The following is a 21529-nucleotide window of genomic DNA, read 5'->3' as shown; positions in this document are numbered from 1 at the left end:
CGTCGGTCCGGAGACGCTGGTGGTGCTCGCGCTGCCACGCTCGATCGAGCTCGTCGTGGCCATGTACGCGGTGCTGCGGGCGGGCGGGGCCTACGTACCGGTGGACCCCGATCACCCTGCCGAACGAATTCGGCACATTCTCGACACCGCACGGCCACACGTCGTGCTCACCATGCGCTCGACCGGCTTCGCGCTGCCCGATGCGGCCGCCGTTGATCTGATCCACCTCGATGAGCTCGAGCTGTCCGGCTACTCGGTCGCCAAGATCGGCGACCGGGAACGGCTCGCTACGCTGCGTCCCGAGCACCCGGCCTACGTCATCTTCACCTCCGGCTCGACCGGCAGGCCGAAAGGCGTGGCCATCGAGCACAGTGCCATCGCGAACCAGCTGGCCTGGATGCACGACGAATACCGCATCCGCACCGGCGATGTGTACCTGCAGAAGACCGCGACCACCTTCGATGTATCGCTGTGGGGCTACTTCCTGCCGCTGCGCGCGGGCGCGACCCTGCTGCTCGCCACCGTGGACGGGCATCGCGATCCGCGTTACATCGCGGAAACTATTGCCCACCAACGGGTTACGCTGACCGACTTCGTGCCGTCCATGCTTTCGGTATTCGCGGGCCACGCCGAGCCCGGTGAACTCGCCTCGCTGCGTGAGGTTTTCGTCATCGGCGAGGCGCTGGCGGCCGAGACCATCGCCGCCTTCCACGCGGTGTGCGCCGCCGCTTTGCACAACCTGTACGGTCCGACCGAGGCCGCCGTATCGATCACCGCCCGCGAGGTGACCACCGACGACGCCCCGCTGGTGCCGATCGGTGAACCGGAGTGGAATTCCCAGGTCTACGTGCTGGATTCGCGACTGCACCCGGTGCCGATCGGGGTGCCCGGTGAGCTGTATCTGGCGGGCGACCAGCTGGCGCGCGGCTATCACGGGCGGGTGGATCTGACCGCCGATCGCTTTGTCGCGAATCCATTCGGCCGCTGTGGTGAGCGGATGTATCGCACCGGCGACCTGGTGCGGTGGAGCCGGGATGGCGAGCTCGTCTACCTCGGTCGCGTCGACTTCCAGGTGAAATTCCGCGGTCAGCGCATCGAGCTCGCCGACATCGAGACCGCCTTGCTCGCGGTGCCCGGGGTGAGTCGGGCCGCGGCGCGTTTGATCAGTGCCGACACCGGTGACTACCTCGCGGGGTATGTGGTTCGCACGTCGGGCAGCGAGCTCGACCTCGGCGTGGTGCAGGCGGCGCTGGCACGGAAGCTGCCCGGATACATGGTGCCCACCGCACTCGTCGAGCTGGCCGAGTTCCCGCTCAACACCAGCGGCAAGCTGAACCGCGGTGCGCTACCGCTTCCGGTCTTGCAGCCCACCCGTTTTCGAGCGCCGAGTAATACCACGCAGCGCCTGGTGGCCGCGGTGTTCGCCGAAGTGCTTCGGGTCGAGCGGGTGGGGTTGGACGACGACTTCTTCGCACTCGGCGGCAGCTCGCTGGACGCCACCCAGGTCACCGCACGGGCAGGGAAAGCCGTCGGTACCCGGATACCGGTTCGCGCGCTCTTCGAAGCGTCCACCGTGGCGGGCTTCGCGGCTACGGTGAGCGAACTGAGCACGACCGGTGCGCCGCGTCGTCAACTGGTGCCCGGGCAGCGTCCCGAGTTGATTCCGTTGTCGCCGGCGCAGCAGCGAATGTGGTTTCTCAACCGCTTCGACACCACCTCGGCGGTGCACAACATCCCGGTCGCGGTCCGGTTGACCGGCGATCTGGATATCGCCGCGTTGCAGCAGGCCGTCACCGATGTGATCGGCAGGCACGAGGCACTGCGCACGGTGTATCCGGAGCAGGATGGCGTCGCCTACCAGCTGGTGCTGACCCTCGACGAGATGGTTGTCGACCTGACCCCCATTCCGGTGGAGGCCGAATCGCTCGCTGCGCGCATCGCCGCGGAGGTGTCCGGCGGGTTCGATGTGACCAGCGAGGTCCCACTACGGGCCGAACTGTTCCGGATCCTCGGCCCCGGCCTCGACGCCGATCCGGAGTACGTCCTGGTGCTCGTCGCGCACCACATCAGCGCGGATGGGTGGTCCATGGGGCCGCTCACGCGAGACGTGATGGCGGCCTACGCGGCGCGTGCCGCACGGGTCGCGCCGGCGTGGGCGCCGCTGCCGGTGCAGTACGCGGACTACAGCATCTGGCAGCGCGAGGCGCTCGGCGCGGAATCCGATCCGGACAGTCTGATCTCGGCACAGGCCGCATACTGGCGCCGCACCCTCGACGGCCTGCCCGCGGAGCTGAATCTGCCCTCGGACCGGCCGCGGCCCTCGATGCCGTCGTATGCCGGTGGGCGGCTGGCGTTTCCGATCGACGAGGAGTTGCGACAGGGTCTGCAGCGGATCGCCCGCGCGCAGCAGGCGACCCTCTTCATGGTCGTGCACACCGCACTCGCAGTCTTCCTGGCACGCATGTCGGGCACCGAAGACATCGCGATCGGCACCCCGATCGCCGGCCGCGGCGACACCGAACTCGACGACCTGATCGGCATGTTCGTCAACACCCTCGTGCTGCGCACTCAGGTGCCGGGACAGGCGACGTTCACGGCGTTGCTGGAGCGAACCCGAGACGCCGACCTGCAGGCGTTCGCACACGCCGATCTGCCGTTCGAGCGGCTGGTCGAGCTGCTGAATCCGGAGCGTTCGACGGCACGGCACCCGCTGTTCCAGGTGGCGTTGATCTCGGAGGACCTGCCGGAGAGCCGGTTCGAGCTGCCCGGGTTGCTCGTCGAGGCCGTCGATATCGAATTCGACGCCGCGAAGTTCGATCTGTCGCTGGCCATCCGCGATGCCGAAGCCGGGTTGCTGGCCGAGTTCTCCTATGCGCGGGATCTGTTCGACGAAGCCACTGTTCGGGTATTCGCGCAAAGGTTCACCCGGCTGCTCACCGAGATCGTCGCCCGGCCCGATGCCGCCGTCGGTGATCTGCCGCTGCTGGCCGAGTCCGAGTACGCCGCGCTGACCCGGGTGCCCGGCGACGAGGTGATGGCGACCGCGCTGCTGCCCGATCTGCTCACCCGAGGCGTGCGATTCGGCAGGAGCCGGATCGCGGTGCGATACCAGGGCAGATCGATCACCTACGGCGAGCTCGACGATTATTCCTCGCGGCTGGCCCGCGTCCTCATCGATCGTGGTGTCGGCCCGGAAAGCCTTGTCGCGGTGTCATTCCCGCGATCGTATGAGATGGTGGCGGCGGTGCTCGCCGTCGCCAAGGCCGGTGGCGCGCACGTGCCGGTCGATCCGACCTATCCGGTGGATCGGGTGCGGTACATGGTGACCGACTCCGCCGCGGTGCTCGGCATCACCGGTTCCGGCCACGTCGACGCCCTGCCCGACGACGTGGCCTGGCTCGTCCTCGACGCGCCCTCGACGATTGCGCTGTGCGCGGCGAAGTCCGCCGCGCCCGTGACCGATGCCGATCGCGTGACGCCGCTGCGGACGCAGCACCCGGCGTATGTGATCTACACGTCGGGTTCGACCGGTATGCCCAAGGGCGTCACGGTGACGCATTCCGGTCTCGGTGGTCTCACCGACCACGCGACCCGGCTCTACCAGCTGGGATCCGAGCACCGGTTCCTGCACATCTGCTCGCCCAGTTTCGATCCGTCGGTGCTGGAATGGGTGTGCGCCTTCTCCGTTGGCGCGACGCTGGTGATTGTGCCGTCGAGCATCATCGGCGGCGCGGAGCTCGGCGCGTTGCTGCGTGCGGAGGGCGTGACCCACACGATCATCACGCCTGCGGTGCTCGGCACCGTCGACCCCGCCAGTCAGCAGCAGCTGTTGACGGCCTCGGTCGGCGGCGATGTGACGACACCGGAACTGCTGGCCAAATGGCAGCCGGGCCGGCGGTATCTCAACGGCTACGGCCCGACCGAGACCACGATCATCTCCTCCTACGCGCAGCTGACGGCGGGGCGGCACATCACCATCGGCACACCGGTGCACGGCATGGCGGCGCTGGTGCTCGACGGCCGCCTCAACCCGGTGCCACCGGGTGTGACAGGTGAATTGTATTTGGCTGGTGGCGCTTTGGCGCGCGGCTATCGCCATCGCGCCGGGCTGTCCGCGGATCGGTTCGTGGCCAATCCCTGGGGCGCGCCCGGCGCCCGGATGTACCGCACCGGTGATGTGGTGCGCTGGTTGGACGGGGAGCTCGATTACGTCGGACGCTCGGATTTCCAGGTGAAGATCCGCGGGTTCCGCATCGAGCTCGGTGAGATCGACGCGGTGCTCACCGGACACCCGGATATCGAGTTCGCGACCACGATGGGGCGCGAGCATGCCTCCGGCGCAACGATTCTCGTCTCCTATGTGCTGCCCGCGCAGGGCCGCTCGCCGGATCCGGCCGAACTCACCGCTTTCGCCGCACGCACGCTGCCGTCGCACATGGTGCCCGCGGCCATCGTGGTGCTCGCGCAGCTTCCGCTGACTCCCGTCGGCAAGCTGGACCGCAAGGCATTGCCCGAACCGGTGCCGGCCGCGGTCGAGTTCCGCGCGCCCACCGGCGACACCGAATCCATCGTGGCAGCGACGTTCGCCGCACTGCTCGGTGCCGATCGGGTGGGTGCGGACGACGACTTCTTCGCGCTCGGCGGAAACTCGCTCATCGCCACGCAACTGGCCGCGCGGCTGACCAAAGCACTCGCTACGCAGGTCCCGGTGCGCGCGGTCTTCGACGCGCCGACCGTGCGCGATCTCGCCCGCAGGATCGCGGCGGCAGAGGTCGAACAACGGCCGCTGCCGCCGCTGGTCGCGCAGGATCGCGACGAAGCGATTCCGCTGTCGATTGCCCAGCAGCGCATGTGGTTCCTCAACCGATTCGACACCCGTTGCGGCGGCTACAACATCCCGTTCGCGCTGCGACTGACCGGCATGCTGAACGTGCCCGCGCTACAAGCCGCGATCGCCGACGTGATCGGCAGGCACGAAACGCTGCGCACCCTGTACCCGGAGCGCGACGGCGCGGCCACGCAGCTGATCCTGCCCGCCGGAACCCGCCTGGTCGACCTGGCTCCGGAGCCGGTTGCCCCTGCCGAGCTGGAACGGATCGTCACAGCCGTGGCGCAGACCGGCTTCGACGTCACCACCGAGGTGCCGCTGCGGGTGCGGTTGCTGCGCCTGGGCGAGGAGCCGGGCGAGACGCCGGTTCGTGCCGACCAGCAGGTGCACATCCTGCTGTTCGTGGTGCACCACATCGCCACCGACGGCTGGTCGGCCGCGCCGCTGACCCGCGACCTGGCCGCCGCCTATGTGGCCCGCTGTGCGGGTCTCGCGCCCGCTTGGGGTGTACTACCGGTGCAGTACGCGGATTTCGCGATCTGGCAGCGTGCCGCGCTGGGCGGTAGCGCCGACGAGACGTCGGTGCTGGCTCGCCAATTGCGTTATTGGACACGGCGTTTGGATGGTCTGCCCGAGGTGCTGACCCTTCCGTCGGATCGGCCGCGCCCGGCAGTGTCCACCAACCGAGGGGCCGCGATCACCGGCCGACTGGATCGTGCACTGCACCAGTCGATCCAGGATGTGGCGACGACGCACCGGGTTTCGCCGTTCATGGTCCTGCACGCCGCGCTCGCGCTGCTGCTCGCCCGCCTCGCAGGCACCGCCGAGGTGGTGATCGGCGCGCCGGTCGCAGGCCGCGGCGACGAGGCGCTCGACGAACTCGTCGGCATGTTCGTCAATACGCTGCTGCTGCGCACCGACGTTCGACCCGACGCGCGCCTCGCCGAGCTGCTCGCCCACGTCCGCGACACCGATCTCGCCGCATTCGATCACGCGGCGGTGCCGTTCGAGCAGTTGGTCGAGGTGCTGAATCCGGTTCGCTCCCAGGCACATGCGCCGCTGTACCAGGTGTCGCTGACGTTGCAGAACCAGACCAAGCCGGACTTCCGGCTCAACCGGCTCGCTATCGCCGCCATCGATGCGGGTCCGGGTCCGATCCAGGTGGACTTGGACTGGACGCTCACCGACCGTTACGACACCGACGGCTCGGCCGACGGTATCGACGTGCACCTGCACTACGCACTCGACTTGTTCGACGAACACACTGCCGCCGGTTTCCTGGCCGGTTTCGAGCGGGTGCTGCGCGCCGTCGTGCGCGACGCTCGCACGATGGTCGGCGATGTCGAGCTGATGTCGGTGGCCGAGCGCGGACTGCTGCTCGCCGACCGCAATGCCACGGTGCACCGGCTGCCCCGCGAGACGCTCGGTGACCTGCTCGACCGCCGCGCCGCGGCGAGCCCCGATGCGGCCGCGCTGCTGTTCGAGGGCGTCTGCGTGACCTACGGCGAACTCGCTGCCAGGTCGAACCGGCTGGCCCGCCGGCTGATCTCGGAAGGGATCGGCCCGGACACGATCGTCGGGCTCGCCGCGCGGAAGTCCGTCGACATGGTGGTGGCGATGTTCGCGATCGTGCAGGCGGGCGGCGCGTATCTACCCGTCGATCCCGATCATCCTGCCGAACGGATCGCACACATCCTCGCTACGGCAGGTGCGCGGCTGGTGCTTGCGGCGGGCGGAGCGACGCTGCCCGTGCTGCCCGGCGTCCGGGTGACCGCGGTCGATCAGCTGGAACTCACGAGCCTGGCCGCAGGCCCGATCCTCGGCAGCGACCGCATCGCACCGCTGCGACCGGACAACGCCGCCTATGTGCTGTTCACGTCGGGCTCGACCGGTCTGCCCAAGGGCGTGACCACCAGCCATCGCGCCATCATGAACCAATTGCGCTGGCTGGAAAGCCGATACGAGGTCACCGCCGCCGATCGGATCATGCAGCGGGCGCCGCTGACCTTCGACGTTTCGGTGTGGGAATGCTTCCTGCCCACCGCCGTCGGTGCGCCACTGGTGATTCCACGTCCCGACGGTCATCTCGACCTGGAATATCTGGCCGGACTGATGCGCGAACACGCCGTCACGATCGCCGAGCACGTGCCCTCGGTGCTTGCCGCGCTGATCGCAGAAGGCCACGGCGACGCACTGCGCTCGTTCCGCCATTTGCACTGCGGCGGTGAGGCATTGCCGTCGGAGCTGCTCAGCGCGTTGCGTGAGCACGTCGGCGGGGCCGTGCACAACGCCTACGGTCCGACCGAGGCCGCGATCTCGACGATCTACCACGAATTCACCGACGCCGACCGCGGTCCCGATCTGGCCATCGGCCGACCGAACTGGAACACCCGCGCCTACGTGCTCGACACCCGGCTGCGTCCGGTGTCGACAGGTGTGACAGGTGAGCTGTATCTGGCGGGTGATCAGTTGGCTCGTGGCTACGAAGGCCGCACCGGACCTACCGCAGAGCGGTTTCTCGCCGACCCGTTCGGTGTACCAGGGGCTCGCATGTACCGCACCGGCGACCTGGTGCGCTGGAACCGGAACGGTGATCTGGTCTACCTGGGCCGCAACGATTTCCAGGTCAAGCTGCGCGGTCAGCGAATCGAGCTCGGCGAGATCGAATCGGCGTTGCTGGCGGCCGCGGGTGTCACGAACGCCGCGGTGCTGTTGGCCCCCGACACCGCGGGCACCGAATGCCTGGTGGGCTATGTGTCCGGCACCGGGCTGCCGGCCGCCGCGGTGCACGCCGCTGTGCGCGACCGGCTGCCCGGCTACATGGTTCCCGCCCACCTGGTTGTGCTGGACGAGATGCCGCTGACCACGGTGGGCAAGCTCGACCGCGCGGCACTGCCGCTCGTCGAGTTCACCGGTCCGGCCACGGTATTCCGTGCGCCACGCGAGGGGTGCGAATCGGTGCTTGCCGCGCTGATCGGTGACCTGCTCGGGGTCGCCGATGACGCGCCGATCGGCGCCGACGACGACTTCTTCGCGCGCGGCGGCAATTCCCTGCTCGCCATGCGCCTCGTCGCTCGCGCGAATGCCGCACTGGGCTGTGATCTGAACGTGCGTGCGGTATTCGAGTCGCCGACCGTCGCGGAACTGGCCGTGCAGGTGACCCGGACGCCGCAACGGACGCTGCCGCCGCTCGTTGCCGCGGCGCGCCCGGCGCGAATCCCGCTGTCGCAGGCCCAGACCCGAATGTGGTTGCTCAACCGGCTCGATCCGGAGTCGGCGGTCTACAACATCCCGATCACCATCCGGCTCGCGGGCGCACTGGACGTAGCCGCCCTGCGCGCCGCGCTGCTCGATGTCATCGGCAGGCACGAGTCGCTGCGGACGGTCTTCCCGGACGACGGCGCAGGACCTGCGCAGGTGGTCACGCCCATGGCGGAGGTCGGTCTGCGGCTGCGCCAGATGGATGTCACCGCCGACGAGCTGCCGAGCGCGGTCGTCGCGGCCGTCGGGCTCGGATTCGAGCTGCGCACCAGCCTGCCGGTGCGGGCCACGCTGTTGCGGGTCGGGCCGCACGATCACGTGCTGGTCGTCGTTGTGCACCACATCGCCGCGGACGGTGTCTCCACCGGCCCGCTGGCCCGGGACCTGATGGCCGCCTACGTCGCACGCACGGCGGGCGGGCAACCGCAATGGCGTCCGCTACCTGTTCAGTACGCGGACTTCACCCTGTGGCAGCACGAAGCATTGGGCTCGGTCACCGATCCGGAATCGTCGCTGGCGCGCCAGATCGCGCACTGGCGCACCGAACTCGACGGGCTCGCACCGGTTCTCGAGCTGCCGACCGACAGGCCACGGCCACCGGTCGCCTCCGGCCGCGGCGCTGCGGTCGGCTTCGAGGTCGCCGCCGAGATGACCGCGGCGATTGCCGATCTCGCACGCAGGCACGGGGTGTCGACCTTCATGGTCGTGCATGCCGCCTTCGCCACCGTGCTCGCGCGGTTGGCAGCAACCGATGATGTCGCGATCGGCACGCCCATCGCGGGCCGGGCCGAGGAAGCCCTCGACGATCTGGTCGGCATGTTCGTCAACACCCTGGTGCTGCGCACCGCGGTGTCTCCCGGCGCGTCGTTCGGTGCGTTGCTCGCGCAGGTGCGCGACACCGATGTCCGTGCCTTCGCGAATGCCGATCTGCCCTTCGAGCGTCTGGTCGAGGAGTTGAATCCGATGCGCTCGCGGGCGCATTCGCCGATCATCCAAACACTGCTCACCTTCGAGCACCGCGACGACACGATGCTGCGGCTGCCGGGGCTGGAGGTATCCGCGTTCGAGTTGGACAATCCGATCGCCCAGTTCGAGTTGTCGCTGGCGCTGACAGAGGTCGCGGCGTCGGGCGGCACGGCACTGCGTGCCGAATTGCGTTATGCGACGGACCTGTTCGATGAGGTGACGGTCCGGTCGTTCGCTGCACGTTTCGTGCGGGTGCTGGAGACCGTAGTTCGGGATTCGACGGTGCGGGTCGGCGACATCGAACTGCTGGATGACGGCGAGCGGGTGCGCATCCTGGAATCCTGGAACGCGACGACCACCGAGTTCGACCCGACGGCGACGCTGGTGTCGCTGTTCGAGGCTCAGGTAGTGCGGACACCGTTCGCGCCCGCGGTGACCCAGGCGGGCACGAGTCTGTCCTACTCCGACTTCGCGGCGAGCGTGCACCGATTGGCGCGGTTCCTCGTCGCGCAGGGGGTCGGCCCGGATTCGCTGGTGGCGCTGGGGATGCGGCGTTCGATCGACCTGGTCATCGGCATGTACGCGGTGACGGTCGCGGGCGGTGCCTACGTTCCGCTCGACCCGGATCACCCGGCCGAGCGCACCGAATACGTGCTCGCGACCGCGCGACCCGTCTGTGTGCTGACCGCAGGGGTCGATCTGGAAATCGGGGGAGCGCGGCAGATCAGGATCGACAGTCTCGACCTGGCTGCCTATTCGGCGGAGTCGCTGACCGACGCGGATCGGGTGGGGATATTGGCCCCTGGCCATCCCGCCTATGTGATCTTCACGTCGGGCTCGACCGGTCGACCGAAGGGCGTCACGGTATCGCACGCGGCGATCGTCAACCGGCTGCGCTGGATGCAGGCCGAATACCGGCTCTCCGCTGACGATGTCGTCTTGCAGAAGACGCCTGCGACCTTCGACGTGTCGGTGTGGGAGTTCTTCTGGCCGTTGCAGGTCGGCGCCCGGTTGATCGTCGCGCACCCGGAGGGGCATCGCGACCCGGTCTATCTGGCCCGCCTGATGTCTGCCGAGCGGGTCACCGTCGTGCATTTCGTGCCCTCGATGCTTGCGGTATTCGTCACGGATGAACTTGCCGCGCAGTGTGTTTCGCTGCGCCAGGTGTTCGCTTCCGGGGAAGCGTTGCCCGCGGGGACGGCGCAACGGTTGCGTGCACTGACCGGAGCCCGCCTGCACAATCTCTACGGTCCGACCGAAGCCGCCGTCGATGTGACCTACCACGAGGTCACCGACGCCGACGTGGTGTCGGTGCCGATCGGGCGACCGGTGTCCAACACCCGGGTGTACGTGCTGGATTCGCGGCTGCGCCCGGTGCCCGTCGGCGTCGTGGGCGAGCTTTACCTGGCGGGCACGCAACTGGCACAGGGGTATGTGGCCCGCGCGGAGCTGACCGCGGATCGGTTCGTGGCCAGTCCGTTCGGCGCAGGCGAGCGGATGTACCGCACCGGTGACCTGGCGCAGTGGACCGCAGCAGGCGAACTGGAATACCTGGGCCGCACCGACTTCCAGGTGAAGCTGCGTGGCCTGCGCATCGAACTCGGCGAGATCGAGGCCGCGCTGACCGCCATGGCTGCCATCGGACAAGCCGTCGTAGTGGTGCGTACCGACGACCGGCTCGGCGACCAGCTGGTCGCGTATCTGATCGCGACGCAGGCGGCAGTCGACACCGACGGCGTGCGAGCCGAGCTGAACGCCGTGCTGCCCGCCTACATGGTGCCGTCGGCGTTCGTCGTGCTGGATACTCTCCCGCTCAACGCTTCCGGCAAACTCGACCGCGCGGCGCTGCCCGCGCCGGAGTTTCGGACGGCGGCCTATCGCGCACCGGAGACCGATGCCGAGCACACGGTCGCGGGCATCATCGGCGAGCTGCTCGGCATCGAAAAGCTCGGCGCGGAAGACGATTTCTTCGCACTCGGCGGCAACTCGCTGATCGCCACCCAGGTGGCCGCGCGGCTCGGCGCCGCGGTGGACGCGGACATCCCGGTCCGGCTGTTGTTCGAGACACCGACCGTGGCGGGGCTCGCCGCCCGGGCGGCCCGGCTGGCAGGCACCAGCCGCCGTCCGAAGCTCGCTGCGCGGCCACGGCCCGAGCTGGTGCCGCTGTCGCTCGCGCAGCAGCGCATGTGGTTCCTCAACCGTTTCGACCCGGACGAGACGGTCAACAACATCCCGGTCGCCATCCGGCTGACCGGTGACCTCGACACCGGCGCACTGGCCGCCGCGCTCGCCGACGTGGTCGGCAGGCACGAAACGCTGCGCACCGTCTACCCGGATAACGACGGCACCGGGTTCCAGCAGATCCTGGACCGCACGCACACACCGCCGATCGTGGCGCTCGATCCGGCGAATGTGGCTGCCGCGCTGGTGGATCTGGTGGCAGCACCGTTCGACGTCACCGCGGCGGTGCCGCTGCGTGTCGGCCTGGCCCGACTGTCCGAGCGCGAACACATGCTCGCGCTCGTGGTGCATCACATCGCGGCCGACGGCTTTTCGATGGGCCCGCTGGCTCGCGATATCGCCACCGCCTATGCGGCGCGCGCCACCGGCGGCGCGCCGGCCTGGACCGAACTCGACGTGCAGTACGCCGATTACGCGCTCTGGCAGCGCGAGCTGCTCGGAGCCGAGGACGACCCGGAATCGCTGGCCGCGGCACAATTGCGGTACTGGCAGCAGACCCTGCGTGGGCTGCCCGCACAGCTCGATCTACCTGCCGACCGGCCGCGTCCGGCGATCGCCACCCATGCCGCGGCGGCCGCCACCCTCGCTCTCGACGCGGCGCTTCGAGACGGGATCGCCGCCATCGCACGGCGATACGATGTCAGCCCGTTCATGGTGGTGCATGCCGCGCTCGCCACGCTGCTCGCCAGGTTGTCGGGCGGGGAAGACATCGCCATCGGTGCACCGATCGCGGGCCGCGGCGCTGCCGCACTCGACGATCTGGTGGGCATGTTCGTCAATACCCTGGTGCTGCGCGCCGAGGTGCCCGGTTCGGACACCTTCGCCGCCGTGCTGCGGCGGGTGCGGGAGGGCGACCTGGATGCCTTCGCGCACGCCGAGGTGCCGTTCGAGCGACTGGTCGAGGTGCTCGACCCACCCCGCTCCGAAGCGCGCCATCCGTTGTTCCAGGTCGCGTTATTCTTCCAGAACCTCGCGCCGGTCGCGGTCGAGCCGGCCGGGGTGACCCTCGCCGAGCACGACGTCGAGTACACGACGACCCGATTCGACCTGCAGCTGACCGTCGCCGACGACGCGTTCCGATTCACTTATGCGACAGATCTTTTCGACGAGTCGACGATCGTCACCTTCGGCGCCAGATTCACCCGCCTGCTGGCGGCGGTGGTCGCCGACCCCGAGCAGGTGGTCGGCGATATCGACCTGTTCGAGTCCGGCGAATGGGACCGGGTGGTGCACCGGTGGAACGACTCGTCGCACACCGCGTTCATTGCGGAACTACTGCTCGACGAGTTCGAGGCGCAGGCCTCGGCCACCCCGGACGCCACGGCGCTGGTATTCGCGGCCGAGAACGGCAGCGCCGGTGCGACTATCACCTACGGCGAATTGGACCGTCGGACCAACCAGCTCGCCCGGTGCTTGATCGCCGGGGGAGTCGGCCCGGAATCGCTGGTGGCGCTGGCTATTCGGCGCTCGATCGACCTGGTGGTCGCGATGTATGCGGTGCTCGAGGCCGGCGGCGCCTACGTCCCGATCGATCCGGATCATCCGAGCCGACGCATTGCGCACATTCTCGATACCGCACAGCCTGCCGCACTGCTCACCACCGAAGCCGATCGATCCGACTTCGGCTACTGGGGTCCGACGATCTGCGTCGACTCGGTGGACCTGAACGGCTACGCCGACGACCCGATCGCGGCCGACGAGCGGACCGCCGCCCTCCACCCGCACCACCCCGCTTATGTTCTCTTCACCTCCGGGTCGACCGGTAAGCCCAAGGGCGTCAGCGTCTCGCATGCCGCGATCGTCAACCAGATGACCTGGATGCAGTCGGAGTACGAGCTGACCGCACAGGATGTGTACCTCCAGAAGACGGCGACCACCTTCGACGTCTCGCTGTGGGGGTACTTCCTGCCGCTACGGATCGGGGCGACCCTGGTCCTGGCCACCCCGGAGGGCCACCGCGATCCGGGTTATCTGACCGAGGTCATTGCCGAGCGCGGCGTCACCGTCACCGATTTCGTTCCGTCGATGCTGAGCGTTTTCGCGGGGCACACCGACGCCGCCGCGCTCGCGACGCTGCGCACGGTGTTCGTCATCGGTGAGGCATTGCCCGCCGAAACCGTCCGTGCCTTCGGCGCGGTCAGCAGGGCCCGGCTGCACAATCTGTACGGTCCCACCGAGGCGGCGGTGAGCATCACCCACCGCGACGTCACCGGCGAAATCGATCGCACCGTCATGCCGATCGGCAATCCGGAATGGAACAGCCGGGTCTACGTGCTGGATTCGCGCCTGCGCCCGGCGCTGCCCGGTGTCGCGGGAGAGCTCTACCTGGCGGGCACCCAGCTCGCCCGCGGCTACCACGGCAGGCCCGAGCTGACCTCGGACCGGTTCGTCGCCAACCCCTTCGGCGTGCCCGGCGAGCGCATGTACCGCACCGGCGATCTGGTTCGCTGGGAAACCGGCGCGACCACCGCCGAATTGGTGTACTTGGGCCGCACCGACTTCCAGGTGAAGTTCCGCGGGCAGCGCATCGAACTGGGCGAGATCGAATCCGTCGTGGCCGCTGTGCCGGGTGTCGGCCAGGCCGCCGCCGGGGTCGTCGGCGATCGCCTGGTTGTGTACGTGATCGCGCTGGGTGAAATCGGAGCAGGCGATGTCGAGAGCCGAGTATTGCGCGCCGCGTCCGACGCGTTGCCGTCCTACATGGTGCCCTCGGCGGTCGTGGTGCTGGATGCCTTCCCGCTCAATACTTCCGGCAAACTCGATCGAAACGCCCTGCCGGAACCGGTGTTCGACCGGACCGCCTATCGCGCGCCGGTCACCCCGGCCGAGCGTCTGGTCGCCGCGGCATTCGAGGCGGTGCTCGGGTCCTCGCCCGTCGGTGCCGACGACAGCTTCTTCGACCTCGGTGGCAATTCGCTGATCGCCACCCGAGTACTCGCTCGGCTCGGCGAGCGGCTCGGTCGGCGGGTTCCGGTGCGGCTGCTGTTCGAGACGCCGACCGTGCGGGCGCTGGCCGCCGGACTCGCCGCCGAAGCGGCCGCGGCCGAACAGGTAGTGCCGCTGATCGCCGGACCGCGCCCCGAGCTCGTTCCTCTCGCGCCGGTGCAGCGTGGCATGTGGTTCCTCAACCGCCTCGACCCGGCGTCGGCCGTGCACAACATTCCGGTCGCCGTGCGCATCCGGGGCGAACTCGACGAAGTCGCCCTGTGCGCCGCGTTCGCCGATGTGGTCACGCGGCACGAGGTGCTGCGCACGATGTATCCGGTGGATGCCACCGGCACCGGCCACCAGGTGATCCTGCCCGCCGATCCGGCACCGGTACGGCTGGTCATCGACACCGGCGAGCTGCGGTCGGTCGAGGAGCGCATCGCCGAATTCATCGGTACCGGCTTCGATGTCAGCACCGAGGTGCCGGTGCGCGCGGTGCTGCTGCGCGAGCACGAATCCAGTCACGTGCTCGTCGCCGTGCTGCACCACATTGCCGCAGACGGCTATTCGATGAATCCCCTGCTGCGGGACTTGGTGTCGGCCTACCTGTCCCGACTGCTCGACACCGCACCGACCTGGCCCGCACTCGTCGCGCAGTACGCCGACTACGCGCTGTGGCAGACGCAGTCGCTGGATTCGGTGGCCGCACCGCAGCTCGCGTACTGGCGTGAAACCCTGCGCGAATTGCCCGAAGAGCTCGCGCTGCCCACCGACCGGCCGCGGCCTGCCGTCGCCGCCAAGCGTGGCGCGAACATGCGCGCACGGATCGGTGGCGGTATCGGCGCTCGCGTGCACGAGCTGGCGAGACAGCACAATGCGACCTCGTTCATGGTCGTGCACGCCGCCCTCGCGGTGCTGCTCGCTCGACTGTCCGGATCCACCGATATCGCCATCGGCACACCGGTTGCCGGGCGCGGTGCGGCCGCGCTCGACGATCTGGTCGGCATGTTCGTCAACACCCTGGTGCTGCGCACCCGCCCGGACCACAATCTGTCGTTCACCGAACTGCTCACGCAGACGCGGACGGTCGATCTGGCGGCCTTCGCCCACGCGACGGTTCCGTTCGAGCGAGTCGTCGACGAACTCGGCGTCGAGCGCTCGCAGGCGCGCCATCCGCTTTTCACCGTCGCGCTCAGCTACGCCGACACCGGGACCGGCACCGTCTCGGTGCCCGGCCTCGACCTGACGCCGGTCGAATTCGACGAGTCGGTGGCGCGATTCGATCTGCAGTTCACCGTCGCCGCCGAGCCGGATGCCGACGGTCACCTCGCGGTCGAGCTGAATTACGCCACGGACCTGTTCGACGCGGACACCGCCGCCACGCTGCTGCGCCGATTCGGCCGCCTCCTCGGCGCGCTCACCGCGAATCCCGATACCGCGATCAGTGCGGCCGACCTGCTCGCTCCTGCCGAACGCGCCGAACTGCTCGGCAGGCGGGGCGCCGACCCGGTGCGGGCGCAGACCCTCGCCGAGCTGATGGTCGCGGCCGTCGCCATGAATCCCGATGCCACCGCACTGATCGCGACCGACAGGGAGCTGACCTATCGAGCCTTGGACGAGCAGTCGTCGCGGTTGGCCAGAATGCTCATCGGTCACGGCATCGGCGCAGAAGACTTCGTCGCCGTGGCCATTGCGCGTTCGGCCGAGTCGGTGCTCGCGGTATGGGCAGTGGCCAAGACCGGCGCCGCCTTCGTTCCGGTCGATCCGACCTACCCGGCCGATCGGATCGCGCACATGCTGTCGGATTCCGGTGCGGCGGTCGGACTGACGACCACCGCGAGCCGGCCGGGGCTGCCCGGCGGCGCCGAATGGCTGATGCTGGACGCGCCCGCTGTCGCGGCGCGGATCCGGCACACGAGCGCCGGGCCGATCGGTGCGGACGAACTGGTCCGCCCGGTGCGGATCGACAACCCCGCGTGGATGATCTACACCTCCGGCTCGACCGGCGTCCCCAAGGGTGTGCTGGCCACGCACGCGGGCCTCGCCGGTATCGCACGTGCCCAGCATGATCGGTACGCGATCACCTCGGCATCCAGGACACTGCACGTCACCTCGCCGAGCTTCGACGCCTCGATGCTCGAACTGTTGCTCGCGCTGCCCGCCGGCGCGGCGATGGTGGTCGCACCGTCCGGTGTCTACGGTGGCGCCGAACTGACCGCGCTCATCCGCGACCAACACGTGACCCATGCGTTCATCACGCCGGCCGTGTTGCAAACCCTCGACGCGGCGCGGCTGCCCGAGCTCACGCATATGACCGTCGGTGGCGAGTCCTACAGCCCGGATGTGGTGCAGCGCTGGGGAACCACGCGTGCCTTCTTCAACACCTACGGCCCGACCGAAACCACGGTCATCACTAATATCAGCGAACGGATCCGTCCCGGCGATCCGTTCGACATCGGCACGCCGATTCACGGCATGTCGGCGGTGGTGCTCGACACCGGACTGCAACCGGTCCCGGTCGGGGTCACCGGTGAGCTGTACCTGCGCGGACCAGGCCTCGCCCGTGGCTACCATGTGCGGCCCGCACTGTCGGCAGACCGCTTCATCGCCGACCCCTACGGCCCCGCAGGCGGACGGTTGTACCGAACCGGCGATCTGGTTCGCTGGACCACCGGGGGTGCGATCGACTACGTGGGACGCGCCGATCACCAGGTCAAGGTGCGCGGCCTGCGCATCGAGCTCGGTGAGATCGACACCGTGCTCGCCGCGCACGACACCGTCGAATACGCGGTGACCATCGGCCACACCGACCACGCGGGAAACGTGTCGCTGGTCGCCTACGTGGTCGCCGCCGCGCACGCCACGATCGACACCGCGGAGCTCGCCACCTTCGCCGGACGCGCACTGACGGCCTACATGGTGCCCGCCGCCATCATGGTGCTCGACCACATGCCGCTGACCCCCACCGGCAAGCTGGATCGAAAAGCATTGCCGGAACCCGATTTCCGGACCGTGCAGGCGAACACCGCCGCCTACCGCGCACCGGAGACCGCCTTCGAGCACGCAGTCGCCGAGACCATCGCGGATGTGCTCGGCCTCGACCGGGCGCATGCGGTCGGTGCCGACGACGACTTCTTCGCGCTCGGCGGCAATTCGCTGATCGCCACACAACTGGCCGCTCGGCTCGGCAACCGCCTGGATCTGACGGTCGGGGTCAGGATGGTCTTCGAGCACCCAACGGTGCACGCCATGGCCGCCGCCCTTGCCGCCACCGATCCGGCCGCAGCACCGGCACGTCCGGCACTGACCAGGCGCACCGGAACGGATCCGGTCCCGCTGTCGCTCGCGCAGCAGCGCATGTGGTTCCTCAACCGCCTGGACCGCCAATCCACCGCCTACAACATTCCGTTGGCGGTGCGGCTGACCGGCGCTCTCGATGTCACCGCCTTGAACGCGGCGATCACCGATGTGGTGGCACGCCACGAGGTGCTGCGCACCGTCTACCCGCAGCGCGATTCCGGCCCGGTGCAGGTGGTGCTGCCGATCGAGCAGGCGGGCGTGCCCACGCTCGCACCGATCCGGATTTCCCTCGACGACCTCGTCGCCGCGGTAACCGATTTCATCGGCGACAGCTTCGACGTCACCGAGTCGGTGCCGGTGCGGGCCCGACTGTTCGTTCCCGTCGCTGCCGAGGCGGCAACGGCCGACGAGCACGTGCTCGTAGTGGTTGTGCATCACATTGCCGCCGACGGTTCGTCACTGGTGCCGCTGGCCCGCGACGTCATGATCGCCTACGCCGCGCGCAAGCAGGGCAGCGTTCCCGCGTGGGCGCCGCTTCCGGTGCAGTACGCGGATTACAGCGTGTGGCAACGGCGCCTGCTCGGCTCCGAGGACGATCCCGACTCGCTGGTCTCCCGGCAACTCCGGTTTTGGACCGAAACACTCGCCGAACTGCCCGCCCAGCTTGCCCTGCCGACCGACCGGCCGCGACCGGCCATCGCCTCCACCCGCGGCAGGCATGTGGATTTCGCGATCGACGCGCAGGCGCACGCCCGCCTGACGGAGCTGGGCCGCGCGTCCGGCGCGACGCTGTTCATGGTGGTGCACGCCGCGTTCGCGGTCCTGCTCGCACGCCTGTCGGGAACGCAGGACATCGCGCTGGGCACCCCGATCGCGGGCCGCGGCGAGGCCGCGCTCGACGATGTGGTCGGCATGTTCGTGAACACCCTGGTGCTGCGCACCCAGGTGGGTGCAGCCGCGGGATTCACCGAGCTGCTCGATCAGGTTCGCACCGGGGATGTGGCGGCCTTCTCCCACGCGGACGTGCCGTTCGAGCGTCTGGTCGAGGTGCTGAATCCGGAGCGCTCGACCGCGCGGCATCCGCTGTTCCAAGTCGGCTTCTCCTTCCACAACCAGACCGAGGCGGACTTCGCACTGGACGGATCGACCGCCACCGCGGCCGATTTCGACTACGAGGTCTCACAGTTCGACCTGCACCTGGTGGTGACCGATCGATACGACACGGACGGCGATCCAGCGGGCATGTCCGCCTCGATCACCTACGTGACGGCGCTGTTCGAGGAGTCCACGGTCGCGGGCTTCGCCGGACGTCTGCAACGGCTGCTGACCGCGGTGTGCGCCGCGCCGCACGTGCCGGTCGGTGATCTCGCGCTGCTCGACACCACCGAACACGAGCGCATGATCGTGACCTGGAACCGGGCCGACCGGACATTCGCACCGGCCACTCTGGTCACCGCGTTCGACACGCAGGTGGCACGGACGCCGGACGCGGTGGCTGTCATCGACGACGACACCACCCTGACCTACGCGGAGTTCAGCGCTCGGGTGCACCGGCTGGCGCGCGTCCTCATCGCACGCGGTATCGGCCCGGAAGCGCTGGTGGCTCTCGCCATCCCGCGCAGCGTCGACCTGATGGTCGCGATGTATGCGGTGGTGGCCGCGGGCGGCGCATACGTGCCGCTCGACCCCGCGCATCCGCTGGAACGCACCGTGGGCGTGCTGGCCGCCGCCAACCCCGCGTTGGTGCTGACCGCCACCGGAGCGCCGATGTTGCCGGAAGCGGTGGCGCAACACGATGTGGTGCTGGATATCTCGATCGCCGACGCGGTGGCGGATGCGGGCCCGGTGCGCGCCGAGGAGCGGGTGGCGGCACTCACGCCATCGAACACCGCCTATGTCATCTTCACCTCCGGCTCGACCGGTACCCCCAAGGGTGTTGCGGTGCCGCACGCGGCCGTCGCACACCAACTGGACTGGATGCAGTCGGAGTACCGCCTGGACACCGACGACGTGAGCTTGCTGATGACCTCGGCGGCGTTCGACCTCTCGGTGTGGGAATTCTGGTGGGCCCCGCGCACCGGAGCCCGGGTAGTGCTCGCGCCGCAGGGTGTCCAGCGTGATCCGGTCGCGCTGGTGGATCTGATTCGACGCGCATCGGTGACCACGGTGACGCTGGTACCTTCGCTGCTCGCCATGGTGGCCGAGGCGTCCGGTGTCCGCCGCCTGCCGCGCGCCCTGCGCAGGCTGCTCGTCATCGGCGAGGCATTGCCGACCGCGACCGTCGATCGCGTCGGTGCGCTCACCAGTGCCCGGATCGACAACCTGTACGGCCCCACCGAAGCGGCGGTCTCGGTCACTCGATTCCGGGCCGGTGCCTGCACCAGGCACGCGGTGGCGCCGATCGGCACCCCGGAGTCGGGTAACCAGGTCTATGTCCTCGACGACCGGATGCATCCGGTTCCGGCCGGCGTCACCGGCGAGCTGTACCTCGGCGGGGCGCAGCTGGCCAGGGGGTATCACGGCCGGCCGGAGCTGACCGCGGAACGGTTCGTTGCCAACCCGTTCGGCACATCAGGGACGCGCCTGTACCGCACCGGCGACATCGTGTGCTGGGGCGCGGACGGCAACCTCGAGTACGTCGAACGCCGCGACTTCCAGGTGAAGGTCCGCGGCTACCGCATCGAGCTCGCCGAGATCGAACACGCGCTGCGCTCGCAACGCACGGTGTCCGAGGCCGTCGTCGTCGCCGAGCGCACCGGCGGCGCGAACGCGATGCTGATCGGGTATTTCACCGCGACCGAGCAGCTCGAGCAGGACGCGCTGCGCTCGGCGCTGACCGATGTGCTGCCCAGCTATATGGTCCCGGCGATGCTGCGGCAGCTCGACGCCTTGCCGCTGAACGCGAACGGCAAGGTCGACCGCGCGGCTCTGCCGCGACCGGAGACGAGTACCCGCGAATTCCGGGCGCCGACCACCGAACTGGAGCAGACCGTCTGCGCGGTCTTCGCCGAGGTGCTCGATGCCGGGCGAATCGGGCTCGATGACAACTTCTTCGAACACGGCGGCAACTCGCTGCTCGCCACCAGGCTCGCCGCCCAGCTCAGTGCCGCGATCGTCGAAGAGATCCCGGTGGTCTGGCTGTTCGCCGCCCCGACACCGGCGGGTGTGGTCGCGCAGCTTGTCGCGCACCGGTCCGGCCGCGGCCGAGTCGAGGCACACGCGGCGTTCGACGTGCTGCTGCCGCTGCGGCCGGACGGTGCCCGCGAGCCGCTGTTCTGCCTGCATCCGGTCGGTGGCGTCGCATGGTCTTTCGCGGGGCTCGCCGCGTATATCGATCCCGAGCGTGGCATCTACGGCATCCAGTCGCCGGTGCTGAGTTCGGATGCTGCCCTGCCGGATTCGATCGAGGACTGGGCGCTGCGCTACGCACGAGAAATCCGGGCCGTCCAACCGGAAGGCCCTTACCACCTGCTCGGCTGGTCGCTCGGCGGTGTGCTCGCGCACGCGGTGGCGATCCACTTGCAGGATCAGGGCCAGCATGTCGCCTTGCTCGCCATGATGGACAGCTCGCTGAACATCGCGGTGGACGAGTCGGCGACGGTGCCGCTGGCCGATCTGCTCGGTGGCCTGCTCGGCGAACAGGCCGACGACGCCGACACCGAACTCGACCGCACCCGGCTCGCACAGCGCATCGCCGAGTTGCCGGAACCGTTCGCCTCCTTCGGCGCCGAGCGGCTCGGCCGGGTACTGGACGCGGGCACCCGCTCACTGCAGCTCATCACCCGTTACCGCCCGCGCCCCTACAAGGGCAATCTCGTCTATTTCACCGCGGCACTCGATGACCCGACCGGCGCCACCGGCGCCGCGAGCTGGTCGGACGCCATCGACGGCACCGTGCACAACCATGCCGTCCAGTCCTCGCACTGGCGCATGACTTCCGGGTCCGCCCTTGCCCGTATCGGCCATGTGCTGACCACGGTCTTGGCCGATGTGGACCGTGCGTGA

At 69.0% G+C, this 21529-nt stretch carries 1 protein-coding gene (cut by a window edge); it reads left to right on the top strand.

What is annotated here, in order from left to right; genetic code table 11:
- Positions 1 to 21529: the 3' portion of a non-ribosomal peptide synthase/polyketide synthase gene (locus OHQ90_RS00180; RefSeq protein WP_328406513.1), read on the top strand. It extends 3728 nt beyond the left edge of the window; the window shows 21529 of its 25257 coding nt (coding positions 3729–25257); the start codon falls outside the window, past its left edge; the stop codon is at positions 21527 to 21529.

Origin of the sequence: Nocardia sp. NBC_00403 (genome assembly GCF_036046055.1) — a bacterium.
Lineage (GTDB): Bacteria > Actinomycetota > Actinomycetes > Mycobacteriales > Mycobacteriaceae > Nocardia.
This window is presented reverse-complemented; position numbering and strand designations above follow the sequence as displayed.